Raw genomic sequence first — 15,564 nt, 5'->3', positions numbered from 1 at the left:
CATTGGCGCGCCCCGCCGCGTCGGGCATCCTGTGGTCATGATCGAGTCGCCCGAACTGTCCGCCCTGAACGAGACCGAGCTGCGTGCGCTGGCCGCGCGGCTGCTCGATGAGGTGCGTTACGAGCAGGCGGCGATCGACAAGCTCACGCATGAGATGGCGGTGCTGAAGCGGCTGAAGTTCGCCGCCCGCAGCGAGGTGTTTCGCGGCGAACAGCACAGCCTGCTCGAGGAGGCCATCGAGGCCGATCTGGAGGCGATCGCTCAGAAGCTCGAGCAGCTCTCGCCCGCGACTCCACCCGCAGACACCAAGGCTCAGCCCAAGCGGGCGCCCTTGCCAGCGCAATTGCCGCGGCACGAGATCCGTCACGAGCCGGCATCCACGGTGTGCAGCTGTGGTTGCGAACTCAAGCGCATCGGCGAGGAGGTCGCCGAGAAGCTCGACTACACGCCTGGCGTCTTCAGCGTCGAACGTCACATCCGCGGCAAATGGGTGTGCAAACGCTGCGAGACGCTGACCCAGGCGCCGGTACCGGCGCACGTGATCGACAAGGGCATTCCCACCACGGGGCTCCTCGCGCAGGTGCTCGTCGCGAAGTATGCCGACCATCTGCCCTTGTACCGACAGGAACGTATCTTCGAGCGGGCGGGGTTGGCCCTGCCGCGCTCGACCTTGGCGCAGTGGGTGGGCGCCTGCGGGGTGCAGTTGCAACCGCTGGTCGATGCGCTCAAGGCCGAGTTGCTCGACCATGCCGTACTGCATGCGGACGAGACGCCGGTCGCGATGCTCAAGCCCGGCGCGGGCAAGACCCATCGGGCCTACCTGTGGAGCTACTGCAGCGGCGCATTCGCGTCGATGCAGGCCGTCGTGTTCGACTTCGCCGACAGCCGCACCGGCCGTCACGCGCAGGCGTTCCTCGGCACGTGGTCGGGCACCCTGGTATGCGACGACTAAAGCGGCTATAAGGCGCTGTTCACGCAAGGCGTGCAGGAAGCCGGATGCCTTGCTCATGCCAGGCGGAAGTTCCTTGAGCTGTGGGCCAACCACCAGAGCCAGATTGCCGGTGAGGCGCTGCAGCTCTTCGGCGCGCTCTATGACGTCGAGCGCGAGGCGCGCGAGCTCAGCCCCGACGAGCGGCTACGGCTGCGGCAGGACAAGGCCCGACCGGCTGCCGACCTGCTGCACGCGTGGCTCGTCGCGCATCGACAGAAGGTGCCGGATGGTTCGGCCACGGCAAAGGCGATCGACTACAGCCTCAACCGCTGGGCTGCGCTCACGCGCTATCTCGACGATCCGATGCTGCCCGCGGACAACAATTGGGTCGAGAACCAGATTCGTCCGATTGCCCTCGGTCGATCCAACTGGCTATTTGCCGGCAGTCTGCGCGCGGGGCAACGGGCTGCCGCCGTCATGAGCCTCATCCATTCGGCGCGGCTCAACGGGCACGACCCTTACGCGTACCTCAAGGACGTGCTCACCCGGTTGCCGACGACGCCGACCAGCCGCATTGGCGAATTGTTGCCGCATCGCTGGCAACCTTCCGACACGGACTGCTGAACTCTTCCTGCCCTGTTCGCCTTCGCAGGTGGGTTGCCCAGCCGCTTACTCCGCGATCGCGCGTGAGAGGCATCCATCCGATCAATCGCTGACCGGTGGACTGATTACTTAATCGGGCGGCGTATTTTCGTTCACGGCGATGCGGAATGTTGGAGTCGTCCGCGGACGCGTCAAATGCTTGGCTGAACCCGCTCCCCAATCAGCCGTTCCAGGTGCGGCGCAAAGTTGCGCTGTTGTGCGTTGTTTGTCGCTGCATTGCGAAGATGTTGTGCGCGGGCGGCGAAGAGCGGGGCTTCGAGGAGTCGCGATATGGCCTGCTGTAGCGCGCTAGTGCTTGCACGGTCCGAGCGTAACAGAAGTCCTGCGCCAAAGCGCTCGATAGCCTGCATGTTCAGAAACTGGTCCATGTTTCGCGCGATTCCCAGCACGGGAACGCCCGCACTCAGTGCCTGATTTGTGGTCGGACTTCCGCCGTTGCAGATCACGAGATCCGCGTGTTCGCACACCGTCTGGCCGGGGAGGTAGTCGAAAACCTGCGTTCGCGGGGATGCGAAACCAGCCGGTAGCGGCTTTCCTGCGGATGCGACCAGCACCCGCGCGCCGGTCGCATCGAGAACCGGAAGCAGTTGCCGCAACACGCGCGGATCGCCCGAACTGCCCATGGTCACGTAGATCAGCGGTGCTTCCGTGCCGTCATCGAATTCCAGTGCGAGGGCTGAAGCGTCGGGAGACCATGCAATCGGTCCGATGAATGCAGCATGGCGGCTGTTGCGCACCGCTGGAAAAAGCTCCGGGAAGTTTGCGAAGAGGCGGAGGTCGGCGTCCGTGTAGCAGCGTCGCAAGTCGTAGCCCAGCGACGGCAATCCGTGGAGGGCCCGCAAGCTTTCGAGCGCTTGTGCGTGCAGTCTCATGGCGAAGGGGGAGATCCAGCGAAAGATCGGACCTGTCACGCTCAGTGGCGCGAAACGGGTCCACGCGAATACCGGCAGGGGTGTCGGTAGTGAGCGCTCGGGACTCCAATAGGCATCGCAGATCGTCGCGTACGGTATGGACCTCAAGCGCGCGCTTACTGATAGCGACAGACGGAAATCACCGACGATGATGTCAGGCTGTTCGGCGTCGATCAGCGCCAGATCGTCCGCGACGTAATGTCGCAGGGTCGGAAGATCATAGAGCGGCAGTCCGTGATCAAGGCGGCGCGCAAAAACAGATGCTGCCTGGCAGGCGAGCGGGCGTATCTGGAACGCCGCATCCTTGGTCAGCCAGTCGAAGGATTCGGGGCGTGCGAAGACGACCTCGAATCGCTCGGGGTCGAGGGCTCGGGCGACGACAAACGGACGTGCGACATGAGCGAGCGTGGCACCCTCGGCGAAGAACAGGACCTTTCTTCTCGTCATTTCTTCTGGATATCCAGGCTGCTTCGTGTTTAGCGAGGGCTTCCGGGTTGCGTTGCTTCCACGGCGGTTCTTGATGTCCGATCCGGATCCTTGGCTGTGCAATCAGGGGCGCGGGGTGAGCGGAGCGTTGCCGCGCAGGCGTTCGTAATGTGTCAGGACGGCAGGTACGTATTGGGCCGTTTCCGCGTATGGCGGAATCGCCTTGCCATGGCGCTCCACTGCCCCTTCGCCTGCATTGTAGGCAGCGAGCGCGAGGGGTAGCGAGTCGAAACGGTCCAGCAATTCGCGCAGATAGCGGGCGCCGCCGGCAAGGTTCTGGCGTGCATCGAATGGATCGCTGACGCCGAAGCGGGTTGCCGTGTCGGGCATCAACTGCATCAGGCCGAGTGCCCCCTTGGGCGAGCGGGCCCGTTCGTCGAAGCGGCTTTCGACGAAGGCGACAGCTTCCACCAGGGCGGGATCGATGCGGTTCTGGCGCGCCGCGTCGCGTATCAGGGGCGACAGCTGTCCGGGGCTGCGGCGGAGACTCGTTGCGGCCGCGCGTGCAGCGGTACCGCCTGCGACCGGGCGCGGTGGGCGTGCTTCCAGGATCAGGCGATGGCGGGGGTCGCTGGGCGCATCGCTGAAATTGAACACCCCGCGGTCGTCGGCATAACCGTAGAGGCGGTCCGCCCAACACGATCCGGCGCTGCAGAGCATGATCAGGGCGGTCGCGACCCATCGCGCGCGGCCATTTGACCGGACTGCCGAGCGACGCGCGATGTCGCGTGCCCGCGGCAATCGAGCGGGGTTGTCAGGTGATGGCGTTGGTCTTTTCATGGGACTCCATCCGGATTTTCGGTGCCGCCTGCAATCCTTTCGGAACGCTATGAGGATCGATGCCACGAATGCAATTCAGTATGTAGGAAGTTCATGATGCTTTCTATGCTAATGTTGCTGCGGATTGGTCCCCCCGTGCTTCCAATGTGTCCGAAAGGCGCATGGTTGTGTGATCTACGGTCCTTGCAGGGCGTGCAGGATTTCGAGAAGGGTGTGCAGTTAACGATTCTTTGGTGATCCATGCGTTATCGAGTCAGGGCTCTCGGGGCGAACGCGGCAGTCGTCGAAACCGAACTCGAGGCGGGTTGCGAGGCGGACGTGCGCGCGCTGGCGGAGGCCCGGGGGCTCTCCGTCCTGTCGCTGAAGGCGCTCGAGCGTGGGAGTGGCCGGGGCCGCTTCCCCTTGCTCCTCTTCAATCAGCAACTGCTGGCGTTGCTGCGCGCCGGCATCCCGCTTGCCGAGGCAATCTCCGCGCTCGTCGAGAAGGAGCGCTGGCCGGCGATCCGGTCGGTGCTGCAGGGGCTGCGCGATGCGTTGCGCGAAGGACGCAGCCTGTCGAGTGCGCTCGAGTCTGCGCCGCAGGCCTTTCCCCCCCTGTACGTGGCGTTGATCCGCGCCGCCGAGCGCACCAGCGACCTCGAGCGAGCCATCGCCCGCTACATCGCCTACCAGGAGGACGGCGACCGTCTGCGCGACAAGTTGATCAGCGCGGCGATCTATCCCTTGCTGCTGGTTGGCGTGGGTGGTCTGGTGGTGTTGTTCCTGCTCGGCTACGTCGTGCCACGCTTTTCGCATATCTATCAGAACGTCGGGACCAACTTGCCGTGGATGTCCCGGCTGCTGCTCGAATGGGGGCAGTTCGTGGAAGGGCATGCCTTATTGGTGGGGGCGATCGTTCTCGCTTCCCTGGGCGGTGCGGCCCTGGTGGTACGCAGTCCTGCATTGTGGGCGTCGGTCGGGCGCTATATGTGGCGGATGCCCTTCGTTGGTGAGCGCATGCGGGTGTTCCAGCTTGCGCGTTTCTACCGGACCGTGGGGATGTTGCTCTCGGGCGGTATTCCAGTCGTGACTGCATTGGGGATGGTGTCGGGGCTGCTGTCGGCGCCGCTGCAGATGGGTCTGGCTGCAGCGATAGCCGCGATTCGCGAGGGGCGCAGTTTCTCGGCGATGCTGGCGGCGCGCGGTCTTACGACTCCCGTCGCCCTGCGCATGCTGGAGGTCGGGGAACGTGCGGGGAACCTGGGCGAGATGCTGACTCGCGCGGCCGAATTTCACGAAGAGGATACGGCGCGGCAGGTAGAGTGGTTGACGCGCCTGTTCGGTCCGCTGCTTATGCTGCTGATCGGATGCGCGATCGGCTTGATCGTTGTGCTCATGTACATTCCGATATTCCTGCTTGCAGAGAGCATTCGATGAGCGAATCGTTGACGGTGACGTCGCCTGTCGCCCCCTTTTCCGTCGCCGAGATGGCGATCGCAGCCGCTGGCGGGGAGCGTGTCATCGACGCACTGGCGAAGCTGGAAGCGGATCCGGCTGTTCGTGTCGATCGGCTTGGCCGAACGCTCGGTCTTGCGTCGATGGGGCACGGACGTCTGATGGCGCTGGAGCCCGACTTCGCCGCGATTCCGTTCGAGATGGCACTGAGGCGCGAGTGCGTGGCGCTGCGCGACGAAGACGGCGGACTGCTGGTGGCGATCGCCGATCCCTTCGACACCGATCTGCTCGACGGGCTGGGGGGGCGTCTCGGCGAAGCCTATGCGCTGGTCCTCGTGGATCACGACGATCTGGCGGCCTGCCTCGCGCGCCACGAGGACGAGGTACGACGGGCCGCCGGCCTGATCGCGTCGAGCGAGGAGGGCACCGCGGGCGACGGCGTCGAGGATCTGTCGCTCAAGCGCATCAGCGCGGACGTGAGTCCCGTCGTCAAGCTGGTCAATTCGACCCTTTATGATGGCTTGAAGCAGCTCGCGAGCGACATCCACCTCGAGTCGATCCCCGGAGGCCTGGTCATCAAGTACCGCCTCGACGGGGTGCTGGTGCGCGTCGGCAGCGCGCAGGGCAACGAGCTCGCCGAGCAGGTCATTTCCCGCATCAAGGTGATGGCGGAACTCGACATCGCCGAGCGCCGGGTACCCCAGGATGGGCGCTTCAAGGTCCGCTCGGGCGGGCGCGAGATCGACTTCCGCGTATCGATCATGCCCAGCATCCACGGCGAGGATGCGGTGCTGCGTATCCTCGACAAGGAGCACCTCAGCCGCGAGATGAGCGGGCTGACGCTCGAGACGCTTGGATTTGACGATGATGTGCGGGGAGCACTGCGCCATCTCGCGAGCGAGCCCTACGGCATGCTGCTGGTCACCGGGCCGACCGGTTCGGGCAAGACGACAACGCTCTACGCGACGCTTGCCGAGACTAACCAGGGACTCGACAAGATCGTCACCATCGAGGATCCGGTCGAGTACCAGCTCAACGGCGTGCTGCAGATCCCGGTGAATGAGAAGAAGGGGCTGACTTTCGCGCGTGGTTTGAGGTCAATCCTGCGCCACGACCCGGACAAGATTATGGTCGGCGAGATCCGCGATGGAGAAACGGCGGAAATCGCAGTGCAGGCGGCATTGACCGGCCACCTCGTATTCACCACGGTGCACGCGAACAACGTCTTCGACGTGATGGGGCGCTTCATGCACATGGGGATCGATCCGTTCAACCTTGTCGCCGCGCTCAATGGCATCGTCGCCCAGCGCTTGCTGCGCATCAATTGTCCGCACTGCACGGAGGACGTGCCGCCCGACGCGCAACTGATCGCACGTTCGCGCATCGGCGATGCGAGCGCCTTCCGCTTCCGCGCAGGCCATGGCTGCGGCCAGTGCCGCGGGACGGGTTATCGCGGCCGGCGCGCGGTGGCTGAAGTGCTGCTGCTCGACGACGAGATCCGCGAGCTGATCGTCGCCCGTGCGCCGATCCGGACTGTGAAGGAAGCGGCGCGACGCGGCGGATTCCGCGGCCTGCGCGACGCGGCGCTGGCGGTGGCCGCGGCCGGGGAAACCACGCTGCAGGAGGTGAATCGTGTCACGCTTCTCGGCTGAAGCCCGCCGCCTGCTGATCGAGCAGGACGCGATCCGCGTCGGCCATGGTTCGACACAAAGACGGCGGGCCTACGAGTGGGCTCCCGATGCCGCCCTGGCGGCGCTGGCAGCGGAGCCGGACGGCGGGGTGATGCGCGGTTCGCGCTGGGATGTACTGTTCGCCGATGCCGTGGTGCGCTATCTGATCGTCCGGTGGCCGCCCGGCCTGCGTGGCGCGGCCGAGCGCGAAGCGTTTCTGGCCCTGCGGTTCAGGGAGGTGCATGGAATCGGTGCGCCCGAATGGCGCATCGTCGTGGAGCGTGGCGCAACCGATTTTCCCGTCGTCGCATGTGCCGTGCCTGCCGCACACATCGAGGCAGTGTCCGCTTGGGGCAGGGAGCACCGGTTGCGTTTCGGCAGCGTCACGGGCGAGTTCCTTGCCGCCTATAACCGGGTGCGCCCCGAACTGGAAAGTCCGTTCGGCGCGTTGGCGGTGCAGCGTGAAGGGCGGGTCACGCTGGGGTTCTGGCGCGATGCGCAGTGGCAGTCCTTGCGCAGCCAACCGCTCGGCCCGGCCGGGGATATGTCGCTGGGCCTGTACCTGGAGTCCCAGGCGCTGCGGTCGGGCCTTCCGGGTGAGGCCGGCGTTCTGTATTGCATCGGGGAGGGGCCGCGGGTCCCGGTCGGATGGCGCAAGCATGCGCTGCGCGCCGAAGGGTGGGAAGGATGAAACAGGTTCCGTTGCCGGTCGATCTCGATTTTCTGCAAACGCGCCGGCGGGTGAGTATTGCGGGTTGGGGGATGCTCGCGGCGGGAGTACTTGCCTGTGCGCTCCAGATCATCGACTACCGTCGCGCCAGTGCCGAGGTCGATGCGCGCACGGCGGCCGTGTTGAGTGCGCGCGAAGCGGCGCGGCGCTCCCAGCCTGTGGCGATGGCCGAGGGGAACCCGGTGAGCGCCGAGGAGGCGAAAGCCGTGCTTGGCGTCGCCGAGCGGCTGAATGCTGATTGGGGCGGGATGCTCGGCGGCGTGGCAGGCGCGCAGGGCGAGGGGGTTACGTGGCTGAGCCTGCAGGCGGATCAGGCGCGGGGCAGGCTCGCGGTCGCCGGACAGGCCCGCTCGCTTGCGGAAATGTTCGAGTTCGTCGCCCGGCTCGGTGCCGTGCAGGGGATACGGGACGCCCAGTTGGCGAATTACGAGTGGGTGCAGGTCGATAGCGGGGACGCGGTGCGATTCACCGTGAATGCGAAATGGAGCGGACGTCCGTGATGCCCGGCACTGGTGTATTGATGCAGTACTGGTGCCCTCGTCTCGTGGTGATGGTCGCGCCCGCATCGGGGGGCGGCGAGGCTGCTGCGACAACCACTCCGGATGTGGGTGAGTCGCGCCGCAGCGGAGCGTCGGTCGGTCTCGCCAAGGAGTACATCGGACGGCTCGTGATGAATGCCGGTGTTCCCGGTGTGGTTGGGGTGTTGCTGCTGGTCGCTGCCGCGCTGGGGGGGTACGCCGCTAATACCGACATCGATCGTCGCGCCGCGGCGCTTGCCGAAGAGCAGAGCCGTACGGAGCGCAACGCAAGTGCCCCGGCCCCGGGGAGCGACGACCGTGCCCGCGTCGCGGCCTTTGTTGGCCGTTTCCCGCCCGCCGCCGCGCTGCCGGACAGCCTGCGCCGCCTGAACGAACACGGTGCCGCACACGGCATCAGCGTCCGGCGCACCGACTACGGCAGCTCCGTGGTGGCCGGCACGCCGCTGACGCTCGTCAGCCTCACGATACCCGTTGAGGCCGACGCGGCGGCGCTCTATGTCTGGCTTGGCGCACTGCTGCGGGAAATGCCCGAAATCGCGCTGGAATCGTTGAGTTTCAAGCGCGACAAGAGCGATGCCGAGACGGTCGAGGCGGATATCCGCCTGCAACTTTATCTGCGGGGGCGCTCATGAGGATGCGCCACGTGCTCCTGGCAGTTGCGCTGCTGGCGACGCTCGCAGCGAGCTGGTGGGCTGTCAATGAAGAGTCGGGGGGGGACGTGGTCCAGCCCGTCGAGCGCGCACCCCGGTCCAGGCTTGCGTCGGGGCAGGGAAAGTCGGGCGATGCGCCGGCATCGACGGCTGGAAATCTCGCCCGACTCGATGTCGTGCGGGCGCCGTGGCCCGAGCTGGGCGATCCTCTGGCGCGCATCGTCAGCTTTGCCCCGCCTCCGCCGCCGTCCGCGCCGGCGGGACCCGTGGAGCCGCAGGCACCGCCTTTGCCGTTCCGCTATGTCGGTGCGATTGACGACGCACAGGGCAAGGCGGTGTTCCTGCTCGAGGGGGCGCAGGTCCGCGTGGCGCGCCAGGGCGAGGAAATCGCAGGCCGTTACCGTGTCGAGCGCATCACCCCGTCCGCGGTCGAATTCACTTATCTGCCGCTCAAGAAAATTCAGACTCTCAATCGCCAGAATCCATGAAAACGAAGACTTCGACCTTATCGCGATGCGGGGATTGCCAAGTCCTTCGTTCGATGCCCGCGAGCGCTTCGGCGCGCCGCAGCTCTTCGGCGTGGAACGAATCCCCGCTCGCGCGAGTGCTGCGGAACGTTCTCCTGCCGACCTTTTCCGCCCTACTTCTAGCCGCGTGTGCCGGCAACCCTGCGCTCGAACAGAGTCGACGCGACTTTGCTGCTGGCGATCGCGTGGAGGCGTTGCTGCGGCTGGAACAGGCCGTGAAGAAGGATCCGGAGAACCTCGAATTGCGCAGCTATTACGTGCGCCAGCGCGATCAGGTCGTGACGGAGAAGCTGGGTGTGGCCGAGAAAGCGCACGGGGCGCGGAAGCTGGACGAAGCGGCGCTGCTGTATCGCGATGTGCAGAAGGTCGACCCGGAGAACGCACGGGCCCGGCTCGGCCTTGAGGACGTTGAGCGGGCGCGTCGCCGTGCGGAGCGACTGGGGCAGGCCAGAGCAGCCCTTGCTGCCGGGGACGCAGCGACCGCCGGCCGCATCGCACGCGGGGTGTATGCCGAGGCGCCCGGCGACCGAGCGGCGCGCGAGCTGGTGCTGGAGCTGGACGAACGCGCAGAGCGTGCGAGCAAGCCGCGCGCAGAATCCCTGCAAGGGGCGATGGCCCGGCCGGTGACGCTCGAATTCCGTGACTCGCCGCTGCGCGTCGTGTTCGAGGCGCTGTCGCGCGCGAGCGGGCTGAATTTCGTTTTCGACAAGGACGTGCGCGCGGACAGCCGCGTGACGCTGTTCGTGCGCGAGAACTCCGTCGACGAGGTGCTTCGCCTGCTCTCCGCGACGCAGGGCATCGAGCGCAAGTTATTGAACGCGAATACCGTCCTCATCTACCCGGTGACCACCGCCAAGCAGCGCGAGCACGTCGAGCTGGTGACGCGCAGCTTCTACCTCGCGAATGCCGAGGCGAAGGCCGCACAGACACTGATCAAGCAGTTGGTGAAGAGCCGGGACGTGTTCATCGACGAGAAGCTCAACCTGCTCGTGATGAAGGACACGCCCGAAGCGGTGCGCATGGCTGAACGGCTCGTCGCGACGCTGGATGTGCCCGAGCCGGAGGTGATGCTGGAACTGGAGGTGCTGGAGGTCAGCCGCAACAAGTTGCTGGACCTGGGGATCGATTTTCCCGACCAGGTCGGTTACGGCCTGCTGACGCCGACGCTGCCCGCATCCAGCCAGATCGTGAATGGCGTCGTGATCTCCGGCACAACGCAGCTCGGTGGCAAGCTGCTTGACGGCAACATCGACCTGCGTCACAACCGCAACGATCTCGTACCCTTCATCGCCAACCCGGGGGCGGTGCTGCGCCTGAAGAGCGAGGACGGCGATTCGCGCATGCTCGCGAACCCGCGCATCCGCGTGCGCAACCGCGACAAGGCGAAGGTGCATATCGGCGACAAGTTGCCGGTGTTCACGACGACCTCGACGGCCAACGTCGGCGTGTCGGCCTCGGTCTCCTATCTCGACGTCGGTCTGAAGCTGGAGGTGGAGCCGTCCGTCTATCGCGACGACGAGGTCGGCATCAAGCTGAGCCTCGAGGTCAGCAGCATCGTCAAGGAGGTGCCCGGCCCCTCCAGTTCGCTCGCCTACCAGGTCGGTTCGCGCAGTGCATCCACTTCGTTGCGCCTGCGCAATGGCGAGACTCAGGTACTCGCGGGCCTGATCAACGACGAGGAACGCTCGTCGGCCCAACGCCTGCCCGGGCTGGGCAACCTGCCGATGGTCGGCAGGCTGTTCTCGGCTCAGCGCGACAGCAACAACAAGACCGAGATTGCCCTGCTGATCACGCCGCGCATCGTGCGCAACGTGCTGCCACCCGTATCGCTGTTGGCTGAAATGCCCGCAGGAACGGAGTCGAACATCGGTGCCGAGCCGCTGCGCATTGGTGCGACCGCGCCTCGCAGCCTGGGGCTGATGGGCGAGGGGCGTCCGAGCCCTGCCACGCCGGTCGCGGCGCCACGCGCGGTGGCTGAGGAGCGTGCAGAGCCGGCCGAAGGGGTGGAGGCGAAGGAGGAGCAGGCGGCGCCCGAAGTCGCGCTGATCCTGCCTGAAACGGCCCGCCGCGGCGAAACGTTCAACGCCATTGTGCGTGTGAGCGGAGCTACCGGAGCGACCGCCGCCGATGTCACGATCGCGTACGATGCCAACCGCCTCGAAGCGGACGGGGCGGTGACCCCGGGGACGGTCCAGCTGCCCGTGAGCCTCAAGGATGGCCGGGCTGATCTGGTCGTGCGCCTTCGCCCCAAGGCCGATGCTTCGGGCGTGGCGACCATGGTCGCAACCGGCATGAAGCTGCGCCGCGAGACGGGCGACGAAGACGTGGCGCTGTCGGCCGGGGGCACGGTGCGCATTGCCGAGTGAGGGGCCAGGTGACGCGCGGATTCACCCTCATCGAGCTCGTCGTGACGGTCGCCATCATCGGCATCCTCGCGGCCGGGGCAATGCCGCTTGCCGAACTCGCCGCCCAGCGTGAGCGTGAGTCCGAGTTGCGCATCGCCCTCCGCCAGATCCGCGCCGGACTCGATGCGTACAAGGCGGCCTACGTCGAGCAGCGTGTCGAGCAGCGCGTCGACGCGTCGGGCTATCCGCCCGATCTCGCAGTGCTGGTGAATGGCGTACCCGATATCACCCATCCGGCGGGCAAGCGCATCTACTTCCTGCGCCGTCTGCCGCGCGACCCCTTTCATCCTGACCCATCGGTGCCCGCGGAACAGACCTGGGGCAGGCGCAGCTATGCGAGCCCGCCCGAGGAGCCGGCCGAGGGGAAGGACGTGTATGACGTCTATTCGAAGTCGCCCCGCAGCGGACTCAATGGCGTGCCCTATCGTGAGTGGTAAGGGCGGCATGAAGAAGACAAGGATCGCTGCGGGCTTCACCCTCATCGAGTTGCTGGTGGTGCTGGCCATCATCGCAACGCTGATGTCGATCGCCGCGCCGCGCTATTTCGAGCACCTGGACCGCAGCCGTGAGGCCTCCCTGCGCCAGACGCTGTCGGTCGTGCGCGATGCAATCGATCGCTACCACGCGGACATCGGCAAGTGGCCGCCCGATCTCGACACCCTCGTGACGAAGCGTTATCTGCGAAAGCTTCCCGTTGATCCGATCACCGAGCGCAGCGATTCGTGGCAGCTCGTAGCGGCGCCGGGCGAGGAGGAGGCGGGGGTGTGGGACCTCCACAGCGGGGCCGAAGGCACAGCAAAGGACGGTACGCACTTTGCCGAGTGGTGAGAACGTGCGCGATCGTGTGCGAACGCATGGCGTGAGGGCGGGCCCCAGTGCCGCCGGGACGCGGCAGGCAGGTTATACCTACCTGCTGGTGCTGTTCATCGTCGCGGGGCTCGGCCTGCTGGTGGCGCAGACCGGACTGGTGTGGCAGCAGGCGGCGCAGCGCGAGCGCGAGGCGGAACTGCTGGTGATCGGCGTCGAGTTCTCGCGTGCGCTGGCGAGCTATGTCAAGGCCGGTGCGGATCACAGCCTGCCCGAAAGCCTGCAGCAACTGGTGGAGGATAGACGCGGGCCGGTTCTCGTCAGACACCTGCGCAGGATCTATCGCGATCCGTTCACCGCGCAACCCATCTGGGGCCTGGAAAAGGCCGGGGGGCGAATCGCGGGCGTCTATAGCCTCGCGCAGGGCGTTCCGATCAGGCAGCATGATCTGCCCAAGGAGCTCGGCGGACTCACGGGCGAAGTCAGGAGCTACGCCGAGTGGATATTCAGGCCGATCGAAGCGGACGATGGCACTGCACCGGGAGTGGCGCCCGGGGCGGGCCCCGCCGCCGCTCGTGCCGGGGGCGGCGCAGCCGTTCCGGGATCAGGCGATTAGCGCAGCACCATGTTGTCGCGGTGGATCAGTTCCGGCTCGTCGATGTAGCCGAGCAGCTGTTCGAACTCGCTGCTGGGTTTGCGCGCCACGCGACGGCATTCCGTGCTGCTGTAATTGACTAGCCCGCGGCCGATTTCCTCGCCTGACGGCGTGCGGCAGGCCACCGCCGAGCCGCGCTCGAAGTCGCCGCGCACTTCCACCACGCCAACCGACAGCAGGCTGCGCCCGCTGCGCAGCGCCGTCGCCGCGCCGTCGTCGATGACCAGGTCGCCTGCAAGCTGCAGGTGGTCGGCGAGCCACTGCTTGCGCGCCTGCAGCGGCGAGCTGGTGGCGTAGAGCAGGGTTCCCAGCGCCTCGCCCTTGCCCAGGCGCATCAGGGCGTCGGGCTCGTTGCCGCTGGCGATGCAGGTGTGTGCGCCGCTGCGGGCGGCACGCTGGGCGGCGCGGATCTTCGTGATCATGCCGCCCTTGCTGATGCCGGTGCCGGCGCCGCCGGCCATCGCCTCGTAGGCGCGGTCCTCGGCGCGTCCTTCGGAAACCAGCGTTGCGGACGGATCCTGGCGCGGGTCGGCCGTATACAGGCCCTTCTGGTCGGTGAGGATGATCAGTGCATCGGCTTCGATGAGGTTCGCGACCAGCGCGCCCAGCGTGTCGTTGTCGCCGAACTTGATCTCGTCGGTGACGATGGTGTCGTTCTCGTTGATGATCGGCACGACGCCGAGTTCGAGCAGCGTCGTCAGTGTCGAGCGGGCGTTCAGGTAACGCTTGCGGTCCGCGAGATCGTCGTGCGTGAGCAGGATCTGGGCGGTGCGGATGCCGTGGCCGGAGAATGCGTCTTCGTAGGCCTCGACGAGGCCCATCTGCCCGACTGCGGCGGCGGCCTGCAGCTTGTGCATTTCCTGCGGTCGCTTCGTCCAGCCCAGGCGCTGCATGCCCGCGGCGATGGCGCCCGAGGATACCAGCACGACCTGCTTGCCGGATTCGCGCAGGGCGGCGAACTGGCGCGCCCAGTCCGCCATCGCGACCTTGTCGAGACCGGTGCCGTTGTTGGTGACGAGGGCGCTGCCGACCTTGACCACCAGGCGGCGCGCGTTGCGGATCTTGTTTCGCATGATCTGTGACGGCAAGCGTGGGCTAACGGGGAGGAGCCGGCGCGAGGCCGGACTCGGGGTCAGTTGCCGGACTTCTCCGGCCGGTCCGCTTCATCGAGATCGTCTTCGTCCTCGTCCGCGTCGTCCTCCGCAGCGAGGATCGCCTGCAGCCTCGCCTGGTAGGCGGCCTCGGCGCGGGCCTCCGCCTCGGCGGCGAGGCGCGCCTCCTCGGCGGCGTGTTCCGCGCGCTCGGCTTCGGCCTGGGCGCGGTCGGCGTCGAGGAAGTCCTGGATCGCGAAGACCAGCGGACGGACGCCGTCGCCGGTGAGGGCGGAGATCTCGAAGTGGCGATCCACCGGGCCGTAGGCCTCGAGGAACGCGGCGATACGCTCGGCGCGCTCCTCTTCGGGGACCAGGTCCAGCTTGTTCAGGGCGAGCCAGCGCGGCTTGTTGTACAGCGACTCGTCGTACTTGCGCAATTCCTCGACGATTGCCTTGGCGTCATGGACGGGGTTGGCGTCCGGGTCGAAAGGCGCGAGGTCGACGAGGTGCAGCAGCACGCGGGTACGCTGCAGGTGGCGCAGGAACCGGTGGCCGAGGCCGGCACCTTCGGCCGCCCCCTCGATCAGGCCGGGGATGTCGGCGATGACGAAGCTGCGGTTTTCATCGGTGCGCACGACGCCCAGGTTGGGTGCGAGCGTCGTGAACGGGTAGTCGGCGACCTTCGGCTTGGCGGCCGAGACCGATCGGATGAAGGTCGACTTGCCGGCGTTGGGCATGCCCAGCAGGCCGACGTCGGCCAGCACCTTGAGTTCCAGACGCAGCATGCGGCGTTCGCCTTCCTCGCCGAGGGTGCGCTTGCGAGGCGCGCGGTTCACGCTCGACTTGAAGTGCAGGTTGCCGAGGCCACCCTTGCCACCGCGGGCGATCAGTGCGCGCTTGCCATCGACGTTGAGGTCGGCGATGAGTTCGCCGCTCTCGAAGTCGGTAATGACGGTGCCGACCGGCATGCGCAGCGTGATGTCCTCGCCGCTCTTGCCGTAGCAGTCCTTGTTGCCGCCGTTCTCGCCGCGTTGTGCGCGATGCATGCGCGTGTAGCGGTAGTCGACCAGCGTGTTGAGGTTGCGGTCGGCCACCGCGAAGATGCTGCCGCCACGGCCGCCATCGCCGCCGTCGGGGCCGCCGCGCGGGATGAATTTTTCGCGGCGGAAGGAGGCTGAACCGTTACCGCCGTCGCCGGCCATGACCTCGATGCGCGCTTCGTCAATGAACTTCATGTGCTGTGCAGTGCCGAGTTGTGCTTATGGCAAAAACAAAAAAGCCC

The 15,564-nt window shown here is 66.5% G+C and carries 14 protein-coding genes and 1 pseudogene; 11 read left to right on the top strand and 4 right to left on the bottom strand.

Annotated elements, in window-relative coordinates; translation table 11 throughout:
• Positions 1-37: 37 nt before the first annotated feature.
• Positions 38-1,555: pseudogene (gene tnpC / locus U5817_RS18665) on the top strand (IS66 family transposase).
• A 170-nt stretch (positions 1,556-1,725) separates the two neighbouring features.
• Here the strand turns inward: tnpC and U5817_RS18660 are convergent.
• A complete protein-coding gene (locus tag U5817_RS18660; protein WP_407278394.1) occupies positions 1,726-2,952 on the bottom strand; it encodes a glycosyltransferase in 1,227 nt (408 codons plus the stop codon).
• Positions 2,953-3,054: 102 nt separating this feature from the next.
• On the bottom strand, positions 3,055-3,651 hold the full coding sequence (locus tag U5817_RS18655; RefSeq protein ID WP_407278393.1) for a lytic transglycosylase domain-containing protein: 597 nt from the start codon (positions 3,649-3,651) through the stop codon (positions 3,055-3,057).
• A 360-nt stretch (positions 3,652-4,011) separates the two neighbouring features.
• Between U5817_RS18655 and U5817_RS18650 the strand changes: the two genes are divergently transcribed.
• From U5817_RS18650 to U5817_RS18605, 10 genes are all read left to right on the top strand, one after another.
• Positions 4,012-5,187 carry a type II secretion system F family protein gene (locus tag U5817_RS18650; protein WP_407278392.1) on the top strand — a complete coding sequence of 392 codons (1,176 nt, stop codon included), beginning with the start codon at positions 4,012-4,014 and terminating at the stop codon, positions 5,185-5,187.
• A complete protein-coding gene (locus U5817_RS18645) occupies positions 5,184-6,857 on the top strand; it encodes a GspE/PulE family protein (RefSeq protein WP_407278391.1) in 1,674 nt (557 codons plus the stop codon). Before U5817_RS18650 ends, U5817_RS18645 begins: the two co-directional genes overlap by 4 nt.
• Positions 6,838-7,566 carry a hypothetical protein gene (locus U5817_RS18640; protein WP_407278390.1) on the top strand — a complete coding sequence of 243 codons (729 nt, stop codon included), beginning with the start codon at positions 6,838-6,840 and terminating at the stop codon, positions 7,564-7,566. The genes U5817_RS18645 and U5817_RS18640 overlap by 20 nt, the downstream gene beginning before the upstream one ends.
• Positions 7,563-8,105 carry a hypothetical protein gene (locus tag U5817_RS18635; protein WP_407278389.1) on the top strand — a complete coding sequence of 181 codons (543 nt, stop codon included), beginning with the start codon at positions 7,563-7,565 and terminating at the stop codon, positions 8,103-8,105. Before U5817_RS18640 ends, U5817_RS18635 begins: the two co-directional genes overlap by 4 nt.
• Positions 8,102-8,776, top strand: a complete 675-nt coding sequence (locus U5817_RS18630; protein ID WP_407278388.1) for a hypothetical protein — start codon at positions 8,102-8,104, stop codon at positions 8,774-8,776. Before U5817_RS18635 ends, U5817_RS18630 begins: the two co-directional genes overlap by 4 nt.
• Before the next feature lie 11 nt (positions 8,777-8,787).
• Positions 8,788-9,282: a hypothetical protein gene (locus tag U5817_RS18625; protein WP_407278387.1), complete on the top strand. Its 495-nt coding sequence runs from the start codon at positions 8,788-8,790 to the stop codon at positions 9,280-9,282.
• Between the two features lie 224 nt (positions 9,283-9,506).
• The gene (locus tag U5817_RS18620; protein WP_407278386.1) at positions 9,507-11,687 is read left to right on the top strand and encodes a secretin N-terminal domain-containing protein; all 2,181 of its coding nucleotides are present in this window, start codon (positions 9,507-9,509) and stop codon (positions 11,685-11,687) included.
• An 8-nt stretch (positions 11,688-11,695) separates the two neighbouring features.
• Positions 11,696-12,163, top strand: a complete 468-nt coding sequence (locus U5817_RS18615; protein ID WP_407278385.1) for a type II secretion system protein — start codon at positions 11,696-11,698, stop codon at positions 12,161-12,163.
• Between the two features lie 7 nt (positions 12,164-12,170).
• Positions 12,171-12,554, top strand: coding sequence for a type II secretion system protein (locus tag U5817_RS18610; RefSeq protein WP_407278384.1), 384 nt, complete (start codon positions 12,171-12,173; stop codon positions 12,552-12,554).
• Positions 12,555-12,585: 31 nt separating this feature from the next.
• A complete protein-coding gene (locus tag U5817_RS18605) occupies positions 12,586-13,149 on the top strand; it encodes a type II secretion system protein (protein WP_407278383.1) in 564 nt (187 codons plus the stop codon).
• Here the strand turns inward: U5817_RS18605 and proB are convergent.
• Positions 13,146-14,261: a glutamate 5-kinase gene (proB, locus tag U5817_RS18600; RefSeq protein WP_407278382.1), complete on the bottom strand. Its 1,116-nt coding sequence runs from the start codon at positions 14,259-14,261 to the stop codon at positions 13,146-13,148. The two genes, U5817_RS18605 and proB, sit on opposite strands and share 4 nt — an antisense overlap.
• Before the next feature lie 59 nt (positions 14,262-14,320).
• Positions 14,321-15,517: an Obg family GTPase CgtA gene (gene cgtA, locus U5817_RS18595; protein ID WP_407278381.1), complete on the bottom strand. Its 1,197-nt coding sequence runs from the start codon at positions 15,515-15,517 to the stop codon at positions 14,321-14,323.
• Positions 15,518-15,564: the final 47 nt, after the last annotated feature.

Origin of the sequence: Aromatoleum evansii, from assembly GCF_045689615.1 — a bacterium.
GTDB classification, from domain to species: domain Bacteria; phylum Pseudomonadota; class Gammaproteobacteria; order Burkholderiales; family Rhodocyclaceae; genus Aromatoleum; species Aromatoleum evansii.
This window is presented reverse-complemented; position numbering and strand designations above follow the sequence as displayed.